The sequence below is a fragment of the Kaistia hirudinis genome (assembly GCF_014196455.1).
Classification (GTDB): Bacteria; Pseudomonadota; Alphaproteobacteria; order Rhizobiales; family Kaistiaceae; genus Kaistia; species Kaistia hirudinis.
On sequence record NZ_JACIDS010000001.1, the window covers coordinates 936071 to 957983 of the forward strand.

Genomic DNA, 21913 nt, shown 5'->3' on the forward strand with positions numbered 1-21913 from the left:
CCCGCGCGGTTCGCGCGGGCCTTTTCGTTTGGGTCAGACTGTGACGCTGAGCCGGACGGCCAGATTGCTGCGCGTCGCCTCGGAATAGGGGCAGACGATATGGGCCTTGGCGACGAGGTCTTCCGCGAGCGCCTTGTCGAAGCCGGGAACGGCGACCGTAAGCGCGACGTCGAGACCGAAGCCCGTGCCGTCGTCGCGCGGACCGATGCCGACCGAAGCGGTGACCGCCGTCTGATCCGGAAGCTTCTGCTTTTCCTTGCCGGCCACGAAGCGCAGCGCGCCGAGGAAGCAGGCGGCATAGCCGGTCGCGAACAACTGCTCGGGATTGGTGCCCGGCCCACCGGCACCGCCGAGTTCGCGCGGAACGCTCAGATCGAGAGAAAGACGGCCATCGGCCGTGGCGCTGTGGCCGTCGCGGCCGCCGCCGGTCGCCGTGGCCGAAGTGGTGTAAAGCGGCGTCATGCTGTGCTCCAGATGTCGTTGGCGGCGAGGTTCGCCGGAATGAACCGCCTCGGTGGCGGCGATCAATCAATCGCACACGATTTAATCGTGCACGATTGCATATTTGGAAGGGCAGCCATGCATTTCGTGCGCTTCCGATTCAATCGCGCGCGATCTATTTTCGACGGTCGATCGATGGAGGCCGGCATGACGCGAGATGGACTGAAGACCGAGGAGATTGGGCTCGAGGATCTGCTCTGCTTCGCGCTCTATTCCGCGAGCAATGCGTTCAGCCGGGCCTATCGTCCGATGCTCGACCAGCTGCAGATCACCTATGCGCAATATCTGGTCCTCGTGACCCTCGGTGCTGCCGACGATTTGACCGTCGGTGAGATCGGCGAGCGGCTGTTTCTCGAGTCGAACACGCTGACCCCTCTTTTGAAGCGCCTCGAGGCGGCCGGCTTTGTCGAGCGCCGCCGCGACGCGAACGACGAGCGGCAGGTGCGCGTGCGGCTGACCGAACGGGGCCGTGCGATTCGCGGCGAGGCCTGCCGGGCGACGCTCACCCTCGCCGAGCACATTCCGCAGGGGCTGGACGACATGGCGAGCCTCCGCGGACAGGTGACGGCGCTCCGCGACGCGCTGACGCGCAGCGCGACGGAAGCGCGCAATGCCCCGCCGCGTCCACCGATTCCCGCCGCAGGGCTTTGACTTGCCCGCCGCGCGGCGGCATAAGGCTCGAACGATCGCTAACGGAGGCTGACGCCGATGGGCTGGTTTCTGACCGAACTCTTCACCTGGTGGAACGGGCAGACCATGGGCACGCGTTTCTATACGTGGCGCAAGGGCGAGAAGGTCGGCACCGACGAGTTCGGCAACACCTATTATCGCACGCCCGACAAGCATCACACGGCCGGCGGCTCCGCGGAGCGGCGCTGGGTGATCTATAACGGCTATGCCGACGCCTCGAAGATTCCGACCGGCTGGCACGGCTGGATGCACCACCGCACCGACACGCCGCCGACCCAGCAGGACTACAAGCCGCGCGAGTGGCAGAAGCCGCATCGGCCGAATCCGACCGGGACGCCCCTCGCCTATCGCCCGCCCGGCTCGATCGTCGGCGCCGATGAGCGTCCGCGCGTCAGCGGCGATTACGACGCCTGGACGCCGTCCTAGCCGCGTGCCTCGCGCCACGCCTTGGCTCGCGCATCGATGACCGAAACACCCCCACGCACGGGCTGGGCACCGATGGTGCCCGAGCTGCTGGTGGAGGATTTCGCCGCGAGCCTTCCCTTCTGGCGTGACGTCCTCGGTTTCGCCGTCGCTTATTCCCGTCCCGATCAGTTCTTCGCCTATCTGGAGCGGCCCGAAGGCGCCCAGGTGATGCTGCATCAGCGCGCTAATGTCTGGGAGACCGGACCGCTCGAGCGGCCATTCGGGCGCGGCGTCATGTTCCAGCTCTATGTCGCCGACGTCGCGGCCGTAGAGGCCCGAATCGCCGCCGCGGGCGTTCCGCTCCATCATGGGCCGCGCGAGGTCTGGCGGCGGACCGGCGACCGCGAGAGCGGCCAGCGCGAGGTCTTCGTTCTCGACCCGGACGGCTATCTGATCATGGTGGCCGAGCGGATCGGCGAGCGACCCCTCTCTCCTGTGACGGCGGTCATATCGCCCGAGCCGCAGCGCGGCTAGCACGGCGCGTCGCGGCCCTACCGGCCGCCGGAGACCGCCCTTGTCCCGCGCGCTCATCCTCCTATGCGTCATGCTCTTCGCCTTGATCCGGCCGGCGATGGGGCGCACCTTCGACAGCGCCTATTCGCGCTTCGACTATGAGCGCTGCGAGACGGTCGCCTCCCCCGAGCCCGGCGTGGTCGATATGCGCCGCTGCCCGGGCCACGCCACGATCGCCGTCATCTGGACCGCGGAACCCGACAGCTCGGAAGTGACGTTCAACGCCGATGGCGCCGCGGATGCGCTCGGGCTCGGCAGCTTCTACGAGGCGGGCGACACGGTCGAATGGCGCCTGCGCAAGCGCGCCGGCGACGTCGCCACCATCGCCGCCATCGTGCGCTACGCCTATGGCCCGGCCGTGGGGCGGCTCGACTATAGCAGCCTCGTCGTCTATCGCATCGAGCCCTCGGGCCGCTCCTGCGTGATGGGCATGGTCGACGGCGCCCGGCCGAACGCCCATGCCGAGGCGCGGCAGCTCGCCGACCGCTGGGGTCTCGACTTCGTCTGCGGCGTCTCGCCCCGGCGGTGATTCGGCCCCGCCCGTCCGCGGCGGCGTCGAGATGGCTTTGGCGCCGCCTGATGACAGATCCCATGAGCCTGCGCTGCTAATGCGCTGATCAGGCAGGCCTGTCGGGCACGGCGCCGAGCCGTCGCGCCTCCACCTACGCGCCCGCTCCGACGACCCGGCCATCTCCGGCAAGTTATCCCGGTCCTGTGGAAACCGAGGACAGATCATGACAGTCCCATGACCGTCATCCCCCTGTCGCAGGGAGGCGCCGAGGCCGGAATGCGCGAAATCCCGCCGGTCTCGCGCGGCCATCGTGCCGCCGCCCATAATTCCATGCGGCTGTCCAGATGTAGCCGCCGAAAGTTTGTCGCCTACCATTCCTTGACGCTCTCGTCGGACTCGGCATAGCTTCTGACCCGTTAAGAACGGAATGCGCACCGGCGCCTCGCGCCCCGGATTTTCCAACCCAACCACGAGTTTCTGCGTAACGTCGGCGAACGGACATGGTCGCCGCGACGATCTTTTTTCGTCGTGGAACCCGACCTCCCGCGCTGGCTGAATGCGTCTGGAAACACTATATTTAGAGTTCCTGCGTAAGGTCGCCTACAAGATGATGGTTCTCCGGGGCCACATCGGCGGGCAGCGTTGGACATGAACTGGTGCCGGCCTATGCTGTGAGGTCGGCCCATGGCGGGCATTTCCCGCCATGCGAGACAAAGAGGCTTTGACCAGGATGCGGATCGAACGTCGCTACACCACCGAAGGCCAGTCGGCGTATGCGGGTATCGAGTTTCGGACCACCAAGAGCGAGATCCGCAATCCGGACGGCTCGATCGTGTTTCGCCTCGAAGGCATCGCGGTGCCGTCGAGCTGGAGCCAGGTGGCGAGCGACATCATCGCCCAGAAATATTTCCGCAAGGCCGGCGTCCCCGCGCGGCTGAAGCGCGTCGAGGAAAACGACGTCCCCTCCTTCCTGTGGCGCTCGGTCGCCGACGAGAAGGCGCTGGCGGCGCTGCCGGAGAACGAGCGCAGCGTCGGCGAGGTCGATTCCCGCCAGGTCTTCGACCGTCTCGCCGGCACCTGGACCTATTGGGGCTGGAAGGGCGGCTATTTCGACGGCGAGGCCGATGCCGCCGCCTTCTATGACGAGCTGCGCTTCATGCTCGCGACCCAGAAGGTCGCGCCGAATTCGCCGCAGTGGTTCAACACCGGCCTGCATTGGGCCTATGGCATCGACGGGCCGAGCCAGGGCCATTTCTATGTCGACTTCAAGACCGGCAAGCTGACGAAGTCGAAGACCGCCTACGAGCATCCGCAGCCGCATGCCTGCTTCATCCAGTCCGTGCAGGACGACCTCGTCAATGAGGGCGGCATCATGGACCTTTGGGTGCGCGAGGCGCGCCTGTTCAAGTATGGCTCCGGCACCGGCTCCAATTTCTCGCGCCTGCGTGGCGAGGGCGAGCGGCTCTCCGGCGGCGGCAAGTCGTCCGGCCTGATGAGCTTCCTGAAGATCGGCGACCGCGCCGCGGGCGCGATCAAGTCGGGCGGCACGACCCGCCGCGCCGCCAAGATGGTGGTGGTCGATGCCGACCATCCGGATATCGAGAACTACATCAATTGGAAGGTGCGCGAGGAGCAGAAGGTCGCCGCGCTCGTCACCGGCTCCAAGATCAATGCGCAGCACCTCAAGGCCATCCTCAAGGCCTGCGTCAATTGCGAGGGCTCGGGCGATGATTGCTTCGACCCGGCCAAGAACCCGGCCCTGAAGCGCGAGATCCGCGCCGCGAAGAAGGCGATGGTGCCGCAGAACTATGTCCTGCGCGTCATCCAGTTCGCGAAGCAGGGCTACACCGACATCGACTTCCCGATCTACGACACCGATTGGGATAGCGAGGCCTATCTGACCGTCTCGGGCCAGAACTCGAACAATTCCGTCTCGATCTCGAACGAGTTCCTCCGCGCGGTCGAGACCGATGGCGACTGGAAGCTGATCCGCCGCACCGACGGCAAGGTCGCCAAGACGCTGAAGGCGCGCGATCTCTGGGAGCAGATCGGCTATGCCGCCTGGGCTTCCGCCGATCCGGGCCTGCATTTCAACACCACCATGAATGAGTGGCACACCAGCCCGGCTTCGGGGCGCATCAACGCCTCCAATCCGTGCTCGGAATATATGTTCCTCGACGATACCGCCTGCAACCTGGCGTCGCTGAACCTGCTGCAGTTTCGCGCTGCGGACGGCGTCTTCGACGTCGAGGCCTATGAGCATGCCTGCCGGCTGTGGACGGTCGTGCTCGAGATCTCCGTGCTGATGGCGCAGTTCCCGTCGAAGGAGATCGCGGAACTCTCCTACGAATTCCGCACGCTCGGCCTCGGCTACGCCAATATCGGCGGCCTGCTGATGACCTCCGGCATTCCCTATGACTCGGCGGAAGGCCGCGCCATTTGCGGCGCGCTGACCGCGATCATGACCGGCGTTGCCTATGCCACCTCGGCCGAGATGGCCAAGGAGCTCGGCGCCTTCCCGGGCTATGCGAAGAACCGCGAGCCGATGCTCAAGGTCATCCGCAACCATCGTCGCGCCGCCTATGCCGAAGTCGCCGGCTATGAGGGCCTGACCGTCTTCCCGGTGCCGCTCGACCATGACTCGCTCAAGGACAAGCGCCTTTCGGAGCGCGCCAAGGCGACCTGGGATCGCGCGCTGGAGCTCGGCGAGGCGCATGGCTACCGCAATGCGCAGGCGACGGTGATCGCGCCGACCGGCACGATCGGCCTCGTCATGGATTGCGACACCACCGGCATCGAGCCCGACTTCGCGCTGGTGAAGTTCAAGAAGCTGGCCGGCGGCGGCTATTTCAAGATCATCAACCGCGCGGTTCCCGAGGCGCTGCGGCAGCTCGGCTATGCCGAGCACCAGATCGCCGAGATCGAGGCCTATGCGGTCGGTCACGGCTCGCTGAAGCAGGCGCCCGGCGTCAATACGAGCGCGCTGAAGGCCAAGGGCTTCACCGACGAGGTGCTGGAGAAGGTCGAGGGTTCGCTCGTCGCCGCCTTCGACATCAAGTTCGTCTTCAACAAGTGGAACCTCGGCGAGGCCTTCTGCAAGGATGTGCTCGGCTTCTCCGATGCGGAGTTGAACGACCCGACCTTCGAGATCCTGCCTGCGCTCGGATTCTCCAAGAAGGAGATCGAGGCCGCGAACATCCATGTCTGCGGCGCGATGACGCTCGAGGGCGCGCCCTTCCTCAAGACCGAGCACTATGCCGTGTTCGACTGCGCCAATCCCTGCGGCAAGCTCGGCAAGCGCTATCTCTCGGTCGAGAGCCACATCCGCATGATGGCGGCGGCGCAGCCCTTCATTTCGGGCGCGATCTCCAAGACCATCAACATGCCGAACGATGCGACGGTGGAAGAGGCGAAGAGCGCCTACATGCTGTCGTGGAAGCTCGGCCTCAAGGCCAATGCGCTCTATCGCGACGGTTCGAAGCTGTCGCAGCCGCTGAATTCGCAGCTCCTCGCCGATGACGAGGACGATGCGGAGGACGCCGCCGAGGCGCTGGTCGCCAAGCCCGCCGCCGCCCGCGCCGAGCAGATCGCGGAGCGGATCGTCGAGCGCATCGTCGAGGTGCGCAAGCGCGAGAAGATGCCGGATCGCCGCAAGGGCTACACCCAGAAGGCGATGGTCGGCGGCCACAAGGTGTATCTGCGCACCGGCGAATATAATGACGGCCGCCTCGGCGAGATCTTCATCGACATGCACAAGGAAGGCTCCGCCTTCCGCGCGCTGATGGACAGCTTCTCGATCGCGGTCTCGGTCGGCCTGCAATATGGCGTGCCGCTCGACGTGTTCGTGAACGCCTTCACCTTCACGCGCTTCGAGCCGGCTGGCATGGTGACGGGCAATGACGCGATCAAGAATGCGACGTCGATCCTCGACTATATCTTCCGCGAGCTCGCCGTCTCCTATCTCGACCGCTACGACCTCGCCCATGTGAACCCCGACGACATCGACACGACCACGGTCGGCGGCGATGCGCCGGAGAAGCCGGCCGAGATTTCGCACGGCCTCGTCCGCGGCAAGACCGAGCGCTTCAAGCTCGTCGAGCGCGCTGCCGAGCCCAAGGGCTCTGCCGGCGGCCCGGCCACGCTCGGCAAGGTGATGCCGCTGCGCGCCGGCACGGCGGGCAACACGGCGACCGCCTTCAAGCGCGACCTCGCCGTCGAGCCCGAGGCGGAGCTTGCCACCGGCTATGCCGAGCCGGCGGAAGCAGCCCCCGCCCCGTCCGCCGCCCCCAAGGCGACCAAGGCCGAAAAAGCCGCGATCGCCCGCATGAAGGGCTATGAGGGCGAAAGCTGCACCGAATGCGGCAACTTCACCATGGTGCGCAACGGCACCTGCCTGAAGTGCGATACCTGCGGCAATACGAGCGGGTGCTCGTAGGTCGAGAACCAATCTTGTCGCCCCGGCGATATGCCCCTATCTTGGGTGCATATCGCCGGGAGCAAGATCGGTGTCCTATCATCATGAACTCGAAATCGTCGGCGGCGAGGCGATCGTCGGCCATGCCGTGCGTAGCCGGCGCGATCTGGTCGATGCGGTTCGCGGCGGATTGCCGATCGGCACGATCGAGCATGTCGTCGCCAGCGGGCGGTTGAGTCTCGCCGAAGTCGATGCCGTCGTGTTGCCGCGAAAGACGCTCTCGCACCGCAAGACGATCGGTACGCTGACGCCGGACCAGTCCGACCGGCTCATGCGCGCGGCCGGCATCATCGCAACCGCAGAAGAGATCTTCGGATCGAAGGAGAAGGCCGGCCGCTGGCTGCGCCGTCCGACGACCGCGCTCGATGGCGAGGCGCCGATCGCGCTGCTCGACACCGCCCAGGGCACCCTCATCGTCCGGGACCTGCTCGCACGGATCGATCACGGCCTCGCCGCCTGATGATCGTCTGGCGGATCTGCCGTGCGGCACATGCCGATCTGCTGGGCGAAGGCGCGCGGCTCTACGGCGGTCGCTGGAATACGCCCGGTCACCCGATGATCTATACGGCCGAAGCCGCGGCGCTCGCCGTGCTGGAGGTGCGGGTTCACCTCGATCTGACGCCAGACCTGCTTCCGGATGACTACCTTCTGATCGGTATCGAGACCGGCGACACTCCGCCCGAGATGGTGCCGAAGATCCCTGACGACCCGGCCGCCTTCGGCGACGATTGGCTGGCGACGCGGCGAAGCGCTTTGCTGCATGTCCCATCCGTGATCGTTCCAGAAAGCGCCAACTTGCTCATCAATCCCCGGCATCCGGGCGCGGAGACCCTTCGCATCGTCAGCCGCCGTCCGTTTCGTTTCGACGATCGCCTCTGGCGGCCGCTTTCGTTCCATCAGTGATAAGAGGCTTCAGGAAACCCGCGCCGGCAGTCAGAAGAAGCGCGCAGCCTTCGGCGCCGCCGCCGGCCAACACCTTCATCCCCGCCGGCCTTGGCCGCAGGGTTGTGAGCGAAGAGGTCGCGCGGGGCGGCCGAGTGCCCGCGCGCGGGCGGCGCGCCGGCTGAATTGGATAGATGAGGTGCCCGAGCCGCCCGTTTACGGCAGCCGGCGCCCCGCGCCGACGAGATCTGCGACCGGTACCGATGGACCGTGGGTGTTTCGTTGCTGGGTCACCCGGCGGCACGTCCCACGCCAGCCTCCGCCTTACGGAAGAAGCCCAACGCCCGCCGCTGGCCCACGTGTACGGACCCAGCGCATCGGAGTTCCAGCCGCCCTTTGGGGCGAGGCACGTGACCCCTCGCCCCAAGGCCCGCCGAGCCCCACCCGCAAACGGAACGACCGGTTCGCCCTCTTCGGTGGACGGGGATGAGGCAAGTATGCGCCCGCTAGGAGGGGGCGGGGATAGATTATTTTCGCCCGGAACCGACACGCCCGCCCTCGCCTATTCGTGTCGCAGTGCCTCGATCGGGTCGAGATGGGCGGCGCGGCGGGCTGGGAAATAGCCGAAGATCATGCCGATCGCCGCCGAGAAGGCGAAGGCGAGGATGATGATCGCGGGGCTGACGACGAAGGGCACGCCGAGCGCCGTCACGGTCGCAAAGGCGAGGCCGAGGCCGAGCAGGATGCCGGCGAGGCCGCCGAACAGCGACAGCACCGTCGCCTCGACGAGGAACTGCGTCAGCACCTGCCCTTCCAGCGCGCCGATGGCGAGGCGGATGCCGATCTCGCGCGTACGCTCCGTCACCGAGACGAGCATGATGTTCATGATGCCGATGCCGCCGACCAGCAGGCTGACGGCCGCGACGGCGCCAAGCAGGCCGGTGAGCAGCGTCGTCGTTCCCGTCACGGTCTCCAGCATCTGCGTCATGTCGTTGACGGTGAAATCATCCTCCTTGCCGGCGATGATGCCGCGCCGCTCACGCAGCAGCCGCTCCAGATCGCTCTGGACCTTGGACGTCGAGACGCCGTCGCGGGCCGAGACGACGACGACCGCGACATCGGTATTCCCGGCGATGCGGCGCTGGAAGGTGCGGAGCGGCATCAGCACGACGTCGTCCTGGTCGCTGCCCATGCCGGACTGGCCCTTCCTGGCCAGCGTGCCAATCACCTCGCAGGAGATCTTGCCGACGCGGATCGACTGGCCGAGCGGATCGGTCGAGCCGAACAGCTTGGAGCGCACCGTCTGGCCGATGATGCAGACGGCGCGGCCGCCACGCTCGTCGCTGTCGAGGAAGCCGCGCCCGCTCGCAATGTCCCAGTCGAGCGCCGTCAGATAAGCGGCATTGGTTCCCGTAATCGAGGATGTCCGGCTCTCGCCGCCGAAGATCACGGTCTGGCTCGACTGGGTGAGCGGCGCGACGGCGCGCAGGCCCGTCACCTGATCTTCGATCGCGGTGACGTCGCGCGCATTGAACGATTTGGCCGTTGTGCTGGCGCGGCCCGGACCGAACTGGCCGGGCCGGGCGAAGAGCAGGTTCGAGCCGAGCTTCGAGATCTCGGAGGTGACCTTGGCCGTCGTGCCATTGCCCACCGTGACCATGGCGATGACGGCGGCAACGCCGATGACGATGCCGAGTACGGTGAGGAAGGAACGCAGCTTGTTGCGACGGATCGCCTTGAGCGCGAGCTTGAACGCCTCATAGAGCATGGGCCGGCTCCGCGCGTTCCTCGTCGGATTCGATCCGCCCATCGACGAAGCGGATGGTGCGGCGCGCATGGGCGGCGATATCCGGCTCATGCGTGACCATGATCACGGTGATACCCTGCTCGCGGTTGAGCGCCGTGACGAGTTCCATGATCTCGGCAGAGGTGCGCGTATCGAGATTGCCGGTGGGCTCGTCGGCGAGCAGCACAGCCGGATCAGTGACGATGGCGCGGGCGATCGCGACGCGCTGCTGCTGGCCGCCGGAGAGCTGCGACGGCGTGTGATCGGCGCGGCCGGAGAGGCCGACGCGGGCCAGCGCCGCCAGCGCGCGCTGCCGCCGCTCGGCCGCCTCCATGCCGCGATAGACCAGCGGCAGCTCGACATTCTCCACCGCCGAGGTGCGCGCGAGCAGGTTGAAGCCCTGAAAGACGAAGCCGAGCATATGGCGGCGCAGCAGCGTGAGCTGCGCCCGTTCGAGCGTCGTGGTCGGGATGCCGGCAAAGAGATATTCGCCCGAGCTCGGCGTATCGAGGCAGCCGAGGATGTTCATGGTCGTCGACTTGCCGGAGCCGGACGGTCCCATGATCGCGACGAATTCGCCGGTATCGATGGTGAAGCTGACGCCGTCCAGCGCGGCGACGCGCGCCTCGCCCTCGCCATAGACCTTGGCGACGTCGCGAAACTCGATCAGCGGCGCCTCGCTCACGGCCACCGCCTCAACCCGCCTTGGTGGCGTCGACGATCAGCGCGTCGCCGGGCTTGATGTCGCCGGAGCGCACGGCCGTGCGGCTGCCGTCCGAGGCGCCGATCTCGATCGTGACGGAGACGGGCACGCCGTCCCGCAGCACCCAGACCGTCCGCCCATGTCCGGTCGGCTCCGCATTGGTCATCGGCGCCGAGCGCGGCGCGCGGAAGAACAGGAAGCCGCCGCCCGAGGCGTCCGTCGTCGGCGGCGCGTAGCGCAAGGCCGCGTTCGGAATGAGCGTCGCGTTCTGGACCTCGTTGACGACGATGTCGGCAGTGGCGGTCATGCCGGGGCGCAGCAGCAGCTCCGAATTGTCGACGGAGAGCAGCGCCTTGTAGGTGACGACGTTCTGCACCGTCTCGGACACGAAGCGCACGTCCTTGATCGCCGCGGGGAAGACGCGGTCGGGGAAGGCGTCGACCGTGAAGGTGGCCTTCTGGCCGATCTTGACCTGGCCGACATCGGCCTCGTCGACATCGACGCGCAGTTCCATCTTGGCGAGGTCGCCGGCGAGGACGAACAGCACCGGCGCGGAGAGGGACGCGGCGACGGTCGCGCCCGGATCGACGCTGCGCGTCAGCACGACACCGTCGATCGGCGAGACGATCTTGGCCTTGGTGAGATTGGTTTCGGCGAGGCGCAGATTGGCCTCCGCGGCATCCACCTCGGCCTTGGCGGCGTCGACGGCCGCGATGGCGGCATCATAGTTGGCCTGCGCGTCGATGAGCTCCTGCGAGGACGAGACATTGCGGTCGACGAGCACCTTCTTGCTGTCGAGCACGTTCTTCATCTGCGCGATCACGGCCTGCAGCTTGGCGACCGTGGCATTCGCGGCGGCGAGCTTGGCCCGCGCGCTGTCGACATTCACTTCGAGCGTGTCGGTCACGAGCTCGGCGAGGACATCACCCGTCTTCACGCGGCTGTTGTAGTCGACGAACACCGATTTCACCCGGCCGGAGAGTTCGCTCGACACATCCACCTGCTCGATCGGCTGGATCGAGCCCGTGGCCGTGACGGTGACGGTCAGGTCGCCGGTCGTCGCCTTGTCGGTGGTGTAGACATAGGACGTGCCGCCGCGGCCGAAAAAGAACCAGGCCGCGAGCGCCGCCACGACGAGGACGACGAGCCCGATGGCGAGGCGGCGCAGCAGCCGGCCGCGTGGACGCCGCCCTGCCGGCGCACCGAGGATCGCCTTCAGCGCCTCGGTGGAGGGCCTGTTTGCCGCCTTCTGGTCTTGTTCGCTCATGGGTCTCATAGCTGCTGCCGAATGGAGCCACTCCTAGCAGTTGCAGAAATTCTTGGTCAAACAATGACTTGTATCAAACGTAAGCGCATCGTGTCGCTTTGTTGCCAGCCGATCACGAAGGCATGAACGTCGGCGGTGTAACCGGGAAGACCGTTTCAGCGTATTGCGGTCAGATCGACCCCGAACCATTGGCGAAGGACCGCACCGGATGAGCAGACCGAGGATACTCCCCTGGCAGGACCGGCGCGGCGCCTTCTCGCTGCTGCGCGCAGCGGTATTCGTCGGCGTGTTCCTGCCCGGGCTCTGGCTCGTCTGGCGCGCCTTCGCCGGAACGCTCGGGCCGCGGGTGTGGATCGAGATCAACCATCAGAGCGGCCTCTGGGCCGTCCGGCTGCTGCTGCTGACGCTCGCGGTCACGCCGCTGCGGCACGTCTGGCAATGGCCGGAGCTCGTCTTCGTGCGCCGGCCGCTCGGCGTCGCCGTCTTCGCCTATGTCGTGATCCACCTCGTCGCCTATGCCGGCGACATGGCGTGGGATGTCGGCAAGGTCGCCTCGGAGATCGTGGCGCGGGTCTATCTCGCCATCGGCTTCATCGCGCTGATCATGCTGATCCCGCTCGCGATCACCTCCACCGACGGCATGATGCGGCGCATGGGCGGCCTCGAATGGCGGCGGCTGCATGTCCTGATCTACCCGATCGCGGCGCTCGCCACCGTGCATTTCTTCCTGCAATCGAAGCTCGGCGTGACCGAGCCGATCGCGATCGCTGCGCTCGCCGTGTGGCTCGGCCTCTGGCGCCTGCTGGCCGCTTGGCTCGGCGCGCCGCGCGTCGGCTCGCTCGCCGCCACGGCTCTGCTCGGTGCGGTCGTGGTGATCGGCACCGCCTTCGCCGAGGCCGGGTATTATTTCTGGAAGGTGCACGCCCCGCTCGCCCGCGTGCTGCCGACGAACTGGGCGCTCAATGCCGGCATCCGTCCAGCCTGGATCGTGGCGGCCGTGCTGGTCGCCGTGCTGGCCGTGGCGGTGATCCGCCGGTTGATGCCGGCCCGCGAGCCCAAGCGCCGGCGTCAGACGGCCTCTGCCGAAAAGCCGCCGGTCTCCTCGCAGCGGCAGGGGAATGCGGCATAGCGCTCGACGCGATAGGGCTTCGAGGAGAGGCCGCGGCAGAAGGCCGTGACCGCATCCTCGAGCTTCGCGACCTTCGCCGCCGCATCGGCATTGGCGCGCGCCATGTGATCGCGCGCCGCCTCCGCCTCGACGGCGAGCCGCGCCAGATCGGCGGAGACATGGCGGCCGTCGCGGACGATGAAGCGGCCGTCGACCATGACATGGCGCACCGCCGTCGCATCCTCGACCAGGACGAGCTGGTTGGCCGGGTCGTTGATCGGCGTCCAGTTCGGATGTTCGAGCGACAGGAAGACGATGTCGGCGCGCTTGCCCGGCGCGAGGACGCCGACATGCTCCATGCCGGCGAGCCGGGCGCCGCCTTCCGTCGCGGCGCGAACGATCTCCGGCGCGGTCAGCCATTTGCGGTGGTCGGGCTGGCGGACATAGGAGACCTGCGCGGCCGCTCGCATCGCCTCATACATGTTCTGATTGTCGGCCGAGGCCGGGCCGTCCGTGCCGATGGCGAGATTGACGCCGAGCTCCAGCATACGGCGCGAATCCGCGATGCCCGAGCCGAGGCGCATGTTCGAGCCGGGATTGTGCGAGATCGAGGCGCCCTTGTCGGCGAGGCGCTTCAGATCGTCGTCGTCTAGCCAGATGCCGTGCGCGACGGAGAAATGCGGTCCGAGCAGGCCGAGATCGTCGACATGGGCCAGCATCGACTTGCCGTAGCGCGCCTCGGCGGCGACGACCTGGTATTTCGCCTCGCCGATATGGCTCTGCATGACCGTGCCATACTCACGCACCAGCCGGTCCGAGCCGCGCATCAGTTCGTCCGAGCAATGCGTCGGAATGGTCGGCGCGACGCCGAGCTTCACGTGGTCGCGGTCATGCGGCCAGGTGCGGAGCGCCTCCTCCATCAGGCGGAGGATCTCGGCCGCGTCCGTGCCGCCGCTCTCCGAGACGAGACCGCGCAGCTCCGGCGGCAGCGACTCGAGCAGCCCCGGCTGCGCCGCGTAGAAGCTCGTATCGGCGAGCATCGGCGCCATCACCGCGCGGATGCCGGCATCGCGATAGGCCTGGCCCATCACGATCAGTTCCTCGATCGAGGCGACGGGCAGGCCGAAGGTCAGGTCATAGGCGAGCGTGCAGCCCTTCAGCGCCATCTCGATCGCGCCGAGATAGGTGTTGAGATATTTGATCTGCAGCGTCTGGTTGGCGAAGCGGGCCGGCGTGACGATCAGCAGCAGTTCGAGGTTCATCCGGTCGCGGAAGCCGCGCAGCAGCGCGCCCGAGCCATGGGTGTGGCCGTTGACGAGACCGGGATGCAGCAGATGGCGGCTCGCATCGACGCGCGTCGCATCCGCCGGCGCCTCGAGACCCGGCGCACCGATTGCGCGGATCGTGCCGTCCTCGATCAGGATGTCGCGGAACGGCGCATCGCGCCCCGCCGCATCGAGAACCCGCCCGCCCCGTAGAACCGTGAAATGCGCCATCGCGCTCCGCTCCCTGTTGCCGGCGGGGACGCTATCAGGTCTCGCCACGGGGGCAAACACCGCGCGACCCGCATCTGGCACCGAAACGAGCCTGCCTGAAATTGAGGCTTGCGTCGCTCATTTAGGTAAGCAACACTGACCTAGTGGGAGTCTTCTCAGGCAGCCATCGGCGGAAACCGGCATGTCCCTCAGCAGTCCCTCGCTTGCCCATTCGCCCTATGAGGACACGCTGGCGTTCGTCATAGGCACGCTGTTCGTCGCGCTCGGCCTGACCGTACTGAAGGCGGCCGGCCTCGGCGTCGGCAGCACGGCCGGCATCGCCTTCCTCGTCTATCTGACGACCCATGCCGATTTCGGCACCGTGTTCTTCCTGATCAACGTGCCGGTCTTCGTCTTCGCCTATGTCACACTCGGCCGCGCCTATCTGGTTCGCTCGGTGCTCGCGACCGGGCTCCTGTCGCTGGAGGCGAGCCTGCTGCCGCGGCTGTTCACGATCGGCCATGTCGAGCCGATCTTCGCGGCCATGCTGGGCGGACTGCTCTGCGGCATGGGCATGCTGGCGCTGGTGCGGCACAGGGCGGGCGTCGGCGGCTTCATGATGGTCGCCGTCTTCCTGCAGGAGCGCTATGGCTGGCGCGCGGGCCGCGTGCTCATGGTCGCGGATGCCGTCGTCGTCGGGGCGGCGTTCCTGCTGATGGAGCCGCTGCATGTCGCGCTCTCGATTGTCGCGACGCTCTGCCTCAACCTCGTCCTGGCGCTCTATCACAAGCCCGGACGCTATGCGGGATTCTAGTCGCGGCTGATATCGCCGCATTGCTCGACGAGGTCGGCCATGTCGCCCTTCTCGGGCGCTTCCTGCCTGAGGCCGTCGACGACGCCCTGGCGATCGGCGGCGGAGCGGTTCTGGCTGACCTTCCACTTGCCCTCGATGCGCGCGATCGGGATCTCGAGCCCGACGATCCCCTTGATCTGTCCGGCCAGGAAATCCGCCGGCGCATCTTCGACGCCCCAGGGATGCTCCCGGCTCGCCTCCCGCGACAGCGTGAGATCGCCGATCTGACCGCGGAGCCAGGTCTCGTCGTCGATGACGCGGGGCGTGCCCCAGGCGTGAACCGTCGCATAGTTCCAGGTCGGCACGACCTTGCCGTGCTCGCGCTTCGATGCGTACCAGCTCGGCGTCACATAGGCGTCAGGTCCCTGGAACAGCACCATGACCTCGGCGCCCTGCCTGAGCGCCGCCAGCTGGTCATTGGCCTTGGCGAGATGGGCGCGCAGCAGGCCCTTCTCGGTGGCGGCCTCATCGACGAGGAACGGGATCGGGTTGGCCATCAAGCCGCCCGCCCCGGCGCTGACGAGCATGCCCAGCGGATGCGCGCGGATGAAGGCGTGCAGCACCTCGAGCCGATCCTCGCGAAAGGCGGGCGGCCTATACATGACGCGCCTCATCGCCATCGACGCCATAGACATGCTCTTGGCCGTCCGGATCGATGACGATGCCGTCGCCGACATAATCCGGCCCGACCGGCACCTTGCCGTAGCCACCGGGGATGTCGAGCACATAGGTCGGCTGGGCGAGGCCGGAGAGGCGGCCGCGCAGCGCGCGCATCAGCGCCCTGCCCTCCTCGATCGTCGTGCGGAAATGGCTCGTTCCGGGCGCGAGGTCGCCGTGATGCAGATAATAGGGCTTCACCCGCGCCTCGACGAAGGCGCGCATCAGCGCGGCCATGGTCTCGGGGTCGTCGTTGACGCCTTTCAGCAGCACGGTCTGGCTGACCAGCGGGATGCCGGCATCGGCAAGGCGCGCCAGCGCGGCGCGCGCCTCCGGCGTGAATTCGCGCGGATGATTGGCATGGACGGCGACATAGACCGTCTTGCCGCAGCCCTTGAGGACGGAGACGAGCTCCGCCGAGATGCGCGGCGGATCGACGACCGGCACGCGCGTATGGAAGCGCAGGATGCGCACGTGATCGAGGCTCGCCAGCCGTTCCAGCAGCGCGCCCAACCGGCGCGGCGCGACGACGAGCGGATCGCCGCCCGTGATCACGATCTCCCACACTTCGGGATGAGCGCGGAGATAGGCGAGCGCGGCCTCCAGCTCATCGTCACCCATCAGCGTCGGCCCGCCCGGACCGACGCTCTCGCGGCGGAAGCAGAAGCGGCAATAGACGGCGCAGACATGCACGAGCTTCAGCAGCACGCGGTCGGGATAGCGATGGACGAGGCCGGGCACCGGACTATGCACGTCGTCGCCGATCGGGTCGGCGCGCTCCTCCGGCCGATGATCCAGCTCGCGACTGTCGGGCAGGAACTGGCGCGCGATCGGATCGGACGGATCGGCCGGGTCGACGAGATCGGCCATGGCCGGCGTCACGGCGATCGCGTAGCGGGCGGCCACGTCCTGCAGCCCCTCCAGCGCCTCGGGCGGCGCGAGGCCGGCCTCGACGAGGCTTTGCGGCGTGCGCAGCGTGAGCGGCTTTTCGATCGGAACGACGGGAGAGCGCGGCATGATCCGCCTCTCTTCGATCATTCGGCCATCGGTGTCCAGATCACGTCGGTGATCCGCGTGGCGCCGGTGGCCAGCATGACGAGCCGGTCGAAGCCGAGCGCGATGCCCGCCGCGTCCGGCATGATCGCCAGCGCGGCGAGGAAATCCTCGTCGAGCGGATAGCGCACGCCATAGACGCGCTGCTTCTCGTCCATCTCGGCGAGGAAGCGGCGGCGCTGCTCGGCCGGGTCGGTCAGCTCCCCGAAGCCATTGGCGAGTTCCAGCGCGCAGCCATAGAGCTCGAAGCGCTCGGAGAGGCGCGGATCATCGGCCTTGCGCCGCGCCAGCGCCGCCTCGGCGATCGGGTAGTCCATCAGGATGGTCGGCCGGCCGATGCCGAGATGCGGCTCCACCTTCTCGACGAGGATGCGGCTGAAGATGTCGCTCCAAGTGTCGTCCTCGGCAAGGCGGATGCCGGCCTCCCGCGCCGCCGCCGCGAACGCCGCGCCGTCCGTCGCGCCGCCGGGCTCGATCGTCGCGAGCAGGTCGATGCCGGCGAAGCGCGCGAACGCCTCCGGCACGCCGAGGCGCTCCGGCTCGGCGAAGGGGTCGCATGCGAGGCCGCGATGGCGGAACGTCCTGCTTCCGGCAGCCTCGGCCGCCGCCGCCATCAGCCGCGCGCAGTCCTCCATGAGCGCCGAATAGGGCTCGCCGACGCGATACCATTCGAGCATCGCGAACTCGGCGGCGTGGCGGGCGCCCTCCTCGCGATTACGGAAAACGGGGCCGAGCGTCCAGATCCGCGTCTCGCCCGCGGCGAGCAGCTTCTTGGCCGAGAATTCCGGCGACGTGTGCAGATAAAGCGGCTTCCGCCGCCCATCGGGATAAAGCCGCTCCGTGGCGAAGGCGTGCAGATGCGCCTCATTGCCGGGCGAGACCTGCAGCACGCCGCATTCGACCTCCGTGAAGCCGGCCTCGGCGAAATAGCCGGCGACGCGCGCCTTGATGCGGCCACGCGCGAGAAGCAGCGGCCGGCGGTCGGCGTGGACATGCGGCGTCCACCAGGGCGAAGCGATTGGCGTCATGGGATCACCAACTGCCCGACGCATTCGGAGAGTTCAAGCCGTCCGGCGACAGGCGGCGCATGAGTTTGCACTGGCGCAGACGTGCGGAATCGGTATGGTGCGCGCCAATCCGCGCCGGTTTTCCGGTGCCGCGCCTTAGATCGAGGAAAGTTTCAGTGAAGGTCATCGCCAGCCAGATCCGCAAGGGCAACATCATCGAGATCGATGGCAAGCTCTACGTCGTGCTCATCGCCGAGAGCTTCCACCCCGGCAAGGGCACGCCGACGACGCAGATCGACATGCGCCGCCTCTCGGACGGTGTGAAGATTTCGAACCGCTACAAGACCACCGAGCAGGTCGAGCGCGCCTTCGTCGAAGACCGTGACTTCTCCTACCTGTTCAAGGACGGCGAATCCTACACCTTCATGAACACGGAGAACTACGACCAGATCTCCGTTTCGGCCGATGTCGTCGGCGATTACGCGCCCTATCTGCAGGAAGGCATGGTCGTCCGCCTGTCGATCTTCCAGGACCAGGCCGTCGCAATCGAACTGCCGCAGCGCATGACGCTCGAAGTCGTCGAGACCGAGCCGACCACCAAGGGCCAGACCGCCTCGTCCTCCTTCAAGCCGGCCATCCTGTCGAACGGCGTCCGTTCGATGGTTCCGCCGCATATCGGACCGGGCACGCGCATCGTCGTCATGACCGCCGACGGCTCCTACGTCGAGCGCGCCAAGGACTGAGGCACGCCGCGGGCCTCCCCCGACCCGCGACGAACGACGGCTGTTGTCGACATGCCACGCAGGCCCACAAGTGGCCTGCTTGGCTTGACCACACGCCATGGTTAACCGATTGTTCAAGGATCACGAGCGAGTCTGGCCTGCCCGGACGGGCTCGTGTGGATCTTGCGGATCGCAGTATCGGGGGAGTGGCTGCGCGTGAGGTCGCGGGCTTTATTGGATCTTGCGATCGCGGTCAGCATCGCGGCCCTGCTCTCGGCGCTTCTGGTCGGGGTGGATGGCATTGCGTCCGGCCGCGCCGTCAGTCCATGGATCCCAGCTGCACTCGGCCTGCTTTCCGGCCTGGGCGGCGCCGCCGTCGCCTATATGCTCTGGCGCGAACGCGGCGCCGAGGCGCGCGCGGCCCAGGCGCCTGCCCGCTTCGCTTCCGCCCCCGTCCATCAGACTGATCCGCTCACACGGCTGCTGGACCGCACAGCCTTTCTCGGCGCGCTCGCCCGCGTGATCGAGGCACGGCGTCTCGACGGCCCGCATTTCGCGCTCTTCACCGTCGATCTCGATCATTTCCGCAACGTCAACGACGTGCACGGCCATGCCGTGGGCGACACGGTGCTGATCGAGACGGCCCGGCGCATGTCGATCTTCAATGGGCGCGGCACGACGATCGCCCGCCTCGGCGGCGACGAGTTCGGCCTGCTGCTCGAACTCGACACGATCGACAACACGCCCGAGCATCTCGCCCGCCGCATGCTGGAGACGCTCTCCGCGCCGATCTCGATCCCGCAGGGCCTGCTCCGCGTCGGCGCGACGATCGGCGTCGCGACATCGGAATTTCGCAATGCCGGCAGCGAGGAGCTGATGCGCGCCGCCAACCTCGCCCTCGCCGAGGGCAAGCGGACGCGGCGCGGATCGATCCGCTTCTTCGAGGCCGGCATGGACGAGGCGCTGCGGCTGCGCTCGACCCTCGAGGCGGATCTGCGCCGCGCCATCGCCGCGGGCGAGATCGTGCCCTTCTATCAGCCGCTGATCGCGCTCGACGACGGACGCCTGACCGGCTTCGAGGTGCTGGCGCGCTGGCAGCATCCGCAATATGGCCTGATCCCGCCGGCGTCCTTCATTCCGCTCGCCGAGGAACTCGGCCGCGTCGGCGATCTCTTCTACCAGATCCTCACCACGGCCTGCGCCGATGCGCGCAACTGGCCGGGCGAACTCGGCATTTCGGTCAATGTCTCGCCGACCCAGTTCGCCGAGCCGCAGCTGGCGACGCGGATCCTCGCCATCCTGCGCGAGACCGGCATGAGCCCCGCGCGCCTCGAACTCGAGATCACCGAGAATGCGCTGGTCGACGAGGTGTCCTCGGCGCGCCAGAGCCTGATCGCGCTCCGCGAAGCCGGAGTCGCCGTGGCGCTCGACGATTTCGGCACCGGCTATTCGAGCCTCCGCCATCTCTCGGACCTGCCAATCGACCGGGTCAAGATCGACCGGCTCTTCGTCGAAGGCGCGCGCAAGAATGTCGACAATTGGCGGATGGTGCGCGCCATCGTCCAGCTCGCCCACGCGCTCGACCTCGAGACGACGGCGGAGGGCATCGAGATCGCGGATGTCGCCGATATCCTGCGCGATGTCGGCTGCGACATCGGCCAGGGCTTCCTGTTCGGCCATCCCAAGCCCGCCGACGCGACGCTCGACTGGCTCCGCGAGCTGGTCGGCAATCCGATCGGCGTCCTGCCGCGCCTGGCGATCTAGGCCCGCCGCATCCGGATAACCCGTCGTTCAGCCTGGCGGAGGTCCTCAGCTTGACCTTTCCGTCACGCCATGACGAAGCTCTAGCCGGGCTGCTGTCCGCATTCATCTTCCGGACGCGGCCGAACCGGCGTCAACGCCCGAGCAGCCGGATGAAGGAGGAGGCTTCCATGCGGATGCGCAATCGACTCGCAGCCATGTTCCTGTGTGCTGTCGGATCCTGCGTGGCGGCCGCGGCCGCCTCGGCCGACGTCTCACTGCCGCCCTTCTATGAGGCGGCCAGCGCGCTCAAGGCCGACGGGAACCTCGGCACGGTGCTCAAGAGCGAGCCCGTGGCGACGCGCATTCCCGGCGCCAAGGCCTGGCGGATCGTCTATGTCTCGTCCGACGCTGCGGGCCGCAAGACCCTGTCGACGGGGCTGGTCGTGGCGCCGGACGGACCGGCACCGAAGGAAGGCCGTCCGGTGATCGCCTGGGCGCACGGGACGACGGGAACCGCGCAGAATTGCGGTCCGTCGCAGGTTCCCGATCCCGCGCAGGCCCTGAACCAGTACTTCCTCGTCGGCGGAAATTCCTGGACGGACTATGGCCTTCCGAGCGTCGAGACCTTCGTAAAGGACGGCTATGTCGTCGTCGCGACGGATTATCAGGGCCTCGGAGCCGGCGGAAAGCACCAGTACTCGATCGCGGCGACCAATGGGCGCGACGTGATCAACTCCGTCCGCGCCGCCGCCTCGATGAGCGAGACGGGCGCCGGCAAGAAGGCCGTCGTCTATGGCTGGTCGCAGGGCGGCGGCGCGACGCTGGCCGCCGCGAGCCTCAGCGACTATATCGCCGAGCCGGGTACGGCGGCCGACGGCATCGAATTCGTCGGCTTCGTCGCGCTGGCCCCCGACGACGTCGCGGCCGCCGCTCCGTCCGTCCCGACCGACGAAGCCTCGGCCGAGAAGGTGATTGCGGGCCTGACGGCGAGCTTCTCCGACAATGTCTTCAACTTCACCCACTTCATCATGTTCATGTGGGCCACCGAGGCCGCGTTCCCCGATCTGAAGCTCACCGATCTCTTCACCGAGGACGGCGCGACCATGATCGACGCGATCGTCTCGCAGAAATGCGTCCACGTCACATCGGACACGCTGAACTATGCCGTCGGCGCCGACTACAAGACGCTGCTCCGCGCCGCACCGACCAATGCGCTCGCCTGGTCGAACGCCCTGATCAAGGGCAGCGTGGAGCCGGTGAAGCCGGTCGCGCCGGTGATCATCTATTGGGGCACGCATGACACGGTCGTCCCGCCGGTCATGGGCGAACTCTATCGCAAGCAGATGTGCGGCCTTGGCGGCAATATCACGCGCGTCCAGCTGGACGGCGAGCAGACGCATTTCTCGACGCCGGGCGCCTCGGCGCCGCTCTATGTGCCGTGGATTCAGGACCGCATTGCCGGCAAGGCCATCGAAGACGGCTGCAAGTCCGGCGGCTGACGCG

The 21913-nt window shown here is 67.3% G+C and carries 20 protein-coding genes; 12 read left to right on the forward strand and 8 right to left on the reverse strand.

Annotation, left to right across the window (positions count from 1 at the left end):
- Window positions 1-33: 33 nt before the first annotated feature.
- Complete coding sequence (locus GGR25_RS04320; RefSeq protein WP_183397457.1) at window positions 34-462, reverse strand: organic hydroperoxide resistance protein; 429 nt, start codon at window positions 460-462, stop codon at window positions 34-36.
- A gap of 186 nt (window positions 463-648) precedes the next feature.
- Here GGR25_RS04320 and GGR25_RS04325 point away from each other — a divergent pair, with 186 nt between their 5' ends.
- The 7 genes from GGR25_RS04325 to GGR25_RS04355 all read left to right on the forward strand — a co-directional run bounded on the left by GGR25_RS04325 (window position 649) and on the right by GGR25_RS04355 (window position 8057).
- The gene (locus GGR25_RS04325) at window positions 649-1152 is read left to right on the forward strand and encodes a MarR family winged helix-turn-helix transcriptional regulator (RefSeq protein ID WP_183397673.1); all 504 of its coding nucleotides are present in this window, start codon (window positions 649-651) and stop codon (window positions 1150-1152) included.
- A 57-nt stretch (window positions 1153-1209) separates the two neighbouring features.
- Window positions 1210-1617, forward strand: a complete 408-nt coding sequence (locus GGR25_RS04330; protein WP_183397458.1) for an NADH:ubiquinone oxidoreductase subunit NDUFA12 — start codon at window positions 1210-1212, stop codon at window positions 1615-1617.
- Window positions 1618-1653: 36 nt separating this feature from the next.
- The gene (locus GGR25_RS04335; RefSeq protein ID WP_183397459.1) at window positions 1654-2130 is read left to right on the forward strand and encodes a VOC family protein; all 477 of its coding nucleotides are present in this window, start codon (window positions 1654-1656) and stop codon (window positions 2128-2130) included.
- Between the two features lie 40 nt (window positions 2131-2170).
- Window positions 2171-2698 (forward strand): hypothetical protein, encoded by a 528-nt coding sequence (locus tag GGR25_RS04340; RefSeq protein WP_183397460.1) that lies wholly within the window; start codon window positions 2171-2173, stop codon window positions 2696-2698.
- A 712-nt stretch (window positions 2699-3410) separates the two neighbouring features.
- Entirely contained in the window at window positions 3411-7115 is a 3705-nt protein-coding gene (locus tag GGR25_RS04345; RefSeq protein WP_183397461.1) for a vitamin B12-dependent ribonucleotide reductase, read from the forward strand.
- Window positions 7116-7185: 70 nt separating this feature from the next.
- Window positions 7186-7614 carry a type II RES/Xre toxin-antitoxin system antitoxin gene (gene parS, locus GGR25_RS04350; protein ID WP_183397462.1) on the forward strand — a complete coding sequence of 143 codons (429 nt, stop codon included), beginning with the start codon at window positions 7186-7188 and terminating at the stop codon, window positions 7612-7614.
- The gene (locus GGR25_RS04355; protein ID WP_183397463.1) at window positions 7614-8057 is read left to right on the forward strand and encodes an RES family NAD+ phosphorylase; all 444 of its coding nucleotides are present in this window, start codon (window positions 7614-7616) and stop codon (window positions 8055-8057) included. Before parS ends, GGR25_RS04355 begins: the two co-directional genes overlap by 1 nt.
- Window positions 8058-8598: 541 nt before the next feature.
- On the opposite strand, the gene GGR25_RS04360 is transcribed toward GGR25_RS04355, so the two are convergent.
- From GGR25_RS04360 to GGR25_RS04370, 3 genes are read right to left on the reverse strand one after another with little or no spacing between them, the layout of a single operon-like run.
- A complete protein-coding gene (locus GGR25_RS04360) occupies window positions 8599-9804 on the reverse strand; it encodes an ABC transporter permease (protein ID WP_183397464.1) in 1206 nt (401 codons plus the stop codon).
- Window positions 9794-10507, reverse strand: a complete 714-nt coding sequence (locus tag GGR25_RS04365) for an ATP-binding cassette domain-containing protein (protein ID WP_183397465.1) — start codon at window positions 10505-10507, stop codon at window positions 9794-9796. Before GGR25_RS04365 ends, GGR25_RS04360 begins: the two co-directional genes overlap by 11 nt.
- 10 nt (window positions 10508-10517) lie before the next feature.
- Window positions 10518-11801: an efflux RND transporter periplasmic adaptor subunit gene (locus tag GGR25_RS04370; RefSeq protein WP_183397466.1), complete on the reverse strand. Its 1284-nt coding sequence runs from the start codon at window positions 11799-11801 to the stop codon at window positions 10518-10520.
- A gap of 199 nt (window positions 11802-12000) precedes the next feature.
- Between GGR25_RS04370 and GGR25_RS04375 the strand changes: the two genes are divergently transcribed.
- Window positions 12001-12921: a protein-methionine-sulfoxide reductase heme-binding subunit MsrQ gene (locus tag GGR25_RS04375; RefSeq protein WP_183397467.1), complete on the forward strand. Its 921-nt coding sequence runs from the start codon at window positions 12001-12003 to the stop codon at window positions 12919-12921.
- On the opposite strand, the gene GGR25_RS04380 is transcribed toward GGR25_RS04375, so the two are convergent.
- A complete protein-coding gene (locus GGR25_RS04380) occupies window positions 12861-14396 on the reverse strand; it encodes an amidohydrolase family protein (RefSeq protein ID WP_183397468.1) in 1536 nt (511 codons plus the stop codon). The two genes, GGR25_RS04375 and GGR25_RS04380, sit on opposite strands and share 61 nt — an antisense overlap.
- 181 nt (window positions 14397-14577) lie before the next feature.
- On the opposite strand from GGR25_RS04380, the gene GGR25_RS04385 reads away from it, so the two are divergent.
- Window positions 14578-15189: a DUF6198 family protein gene (locus tag GGR25_RS04385; RefSeq protein WP_183397469.1), complete on the forward strand. Its 612-nt coding sequence runs from the start codon at window positions 14578-14580 to the stop codon at window positions 15187-15189.
- Here the strand turns inward: GGR25_RS04385 and GGR25_RS04390 are convergent.
- From GGR25_RS04390 to epmA, 3 genes are read right to left on the reverse strand one after another with little or no spacing between them, the layout of a single operon-like run.
- Window positions 15186-15830, reverse strand: a complete 645-nt coding sequence (locus GGR25_RS04390; RefSeq protein ID WP_183397470.1) for an FMN-binding negative transcriptional regulator — start codon at window positions 15828-15830, stop codon at window positions 15186-15188. The genes GGR25_RS04385 and GGR25_RS04390 overlap by 4 nt on opposite strands.
- Window positions 15823-16902, reverse strand: a complete 1080-nt coding sequence (locus GGR25_RS04395; protein ID WP_183397471.1) for a lysine-2,3-aminomutase-like protein — start codon at window positions 16900-16902, stop codon at window positions 15823-15825. Before GGR25_RS04395 ends, GGR25_RS04390 begins: the two co-directional genes overlap by 8 nt.
- A gap of 17 nt (window positions 16903-16919) precedes the next feature.
- Window positions 16920-17966 carry an EF-P lysine aminoacylase EpmA gene (gene epmA, locus GGR25_RS04400; RefSeq protein ID WP_183397472.1) on the reverse strand — a complete coding sequence of 349 codons (1047 nt, stop codon included), beginning with the start codon at window positions 17964-17966 and terminating at the stop codon, window positions 16920-16922.
- 155 nt (window positions 17967-18121) lie between these two features.
- On the opposite strand from epmA, the gene efp reads away from it, so the two are divergent.
- The 3 genes from efp to GGR25_RS04415 all read left to right on the forward strand — a co-directional run bounded on the left by efp (window position 18122) and on the right by GGR25_RS04415 (window position 21909).
- Window positions 18122-18688: an elongation factor P gene (efp, locus tag GGR25_RS04405; RefSeq protein ID WP_183397473.1), complete on the forward strand. Its 567-nt coding sequence runs from the start codon at window positions 18122-18124 to the stop codon at window positions 18686-18688.
- Window positions 18689-18901: 213 nt separating this feature from the next.
- Window positions 18902-20431 carry a putative bifunctional diguanylate cyclase/phosphodiesterase gene (locus GGR25_RS04410; RefSeq protein WP_183397474.1) on the forward strand — a complete coding sequence of 510 codons (1530 nt, stop codon included), beginning with the start codon at window positions 18902-18904 and terminating at the stop codon, window positions 20429-20431.
- A 167-nt stretch (window positions 20432-20598) separates the two neighbouring features.
- Window positions 20599-21909, forward strand: coding sequence for an alpha/beta fold hydrolase (locus tag GGR25_RS04415; protein WP_210299795.1), 1311 nt, complete (start codon window positions 20599-20601; stop codon window positions 21907-21909).
- The last annotated feature ends 4 nt before the right edge of the window (window positions 21910-21913 follow it).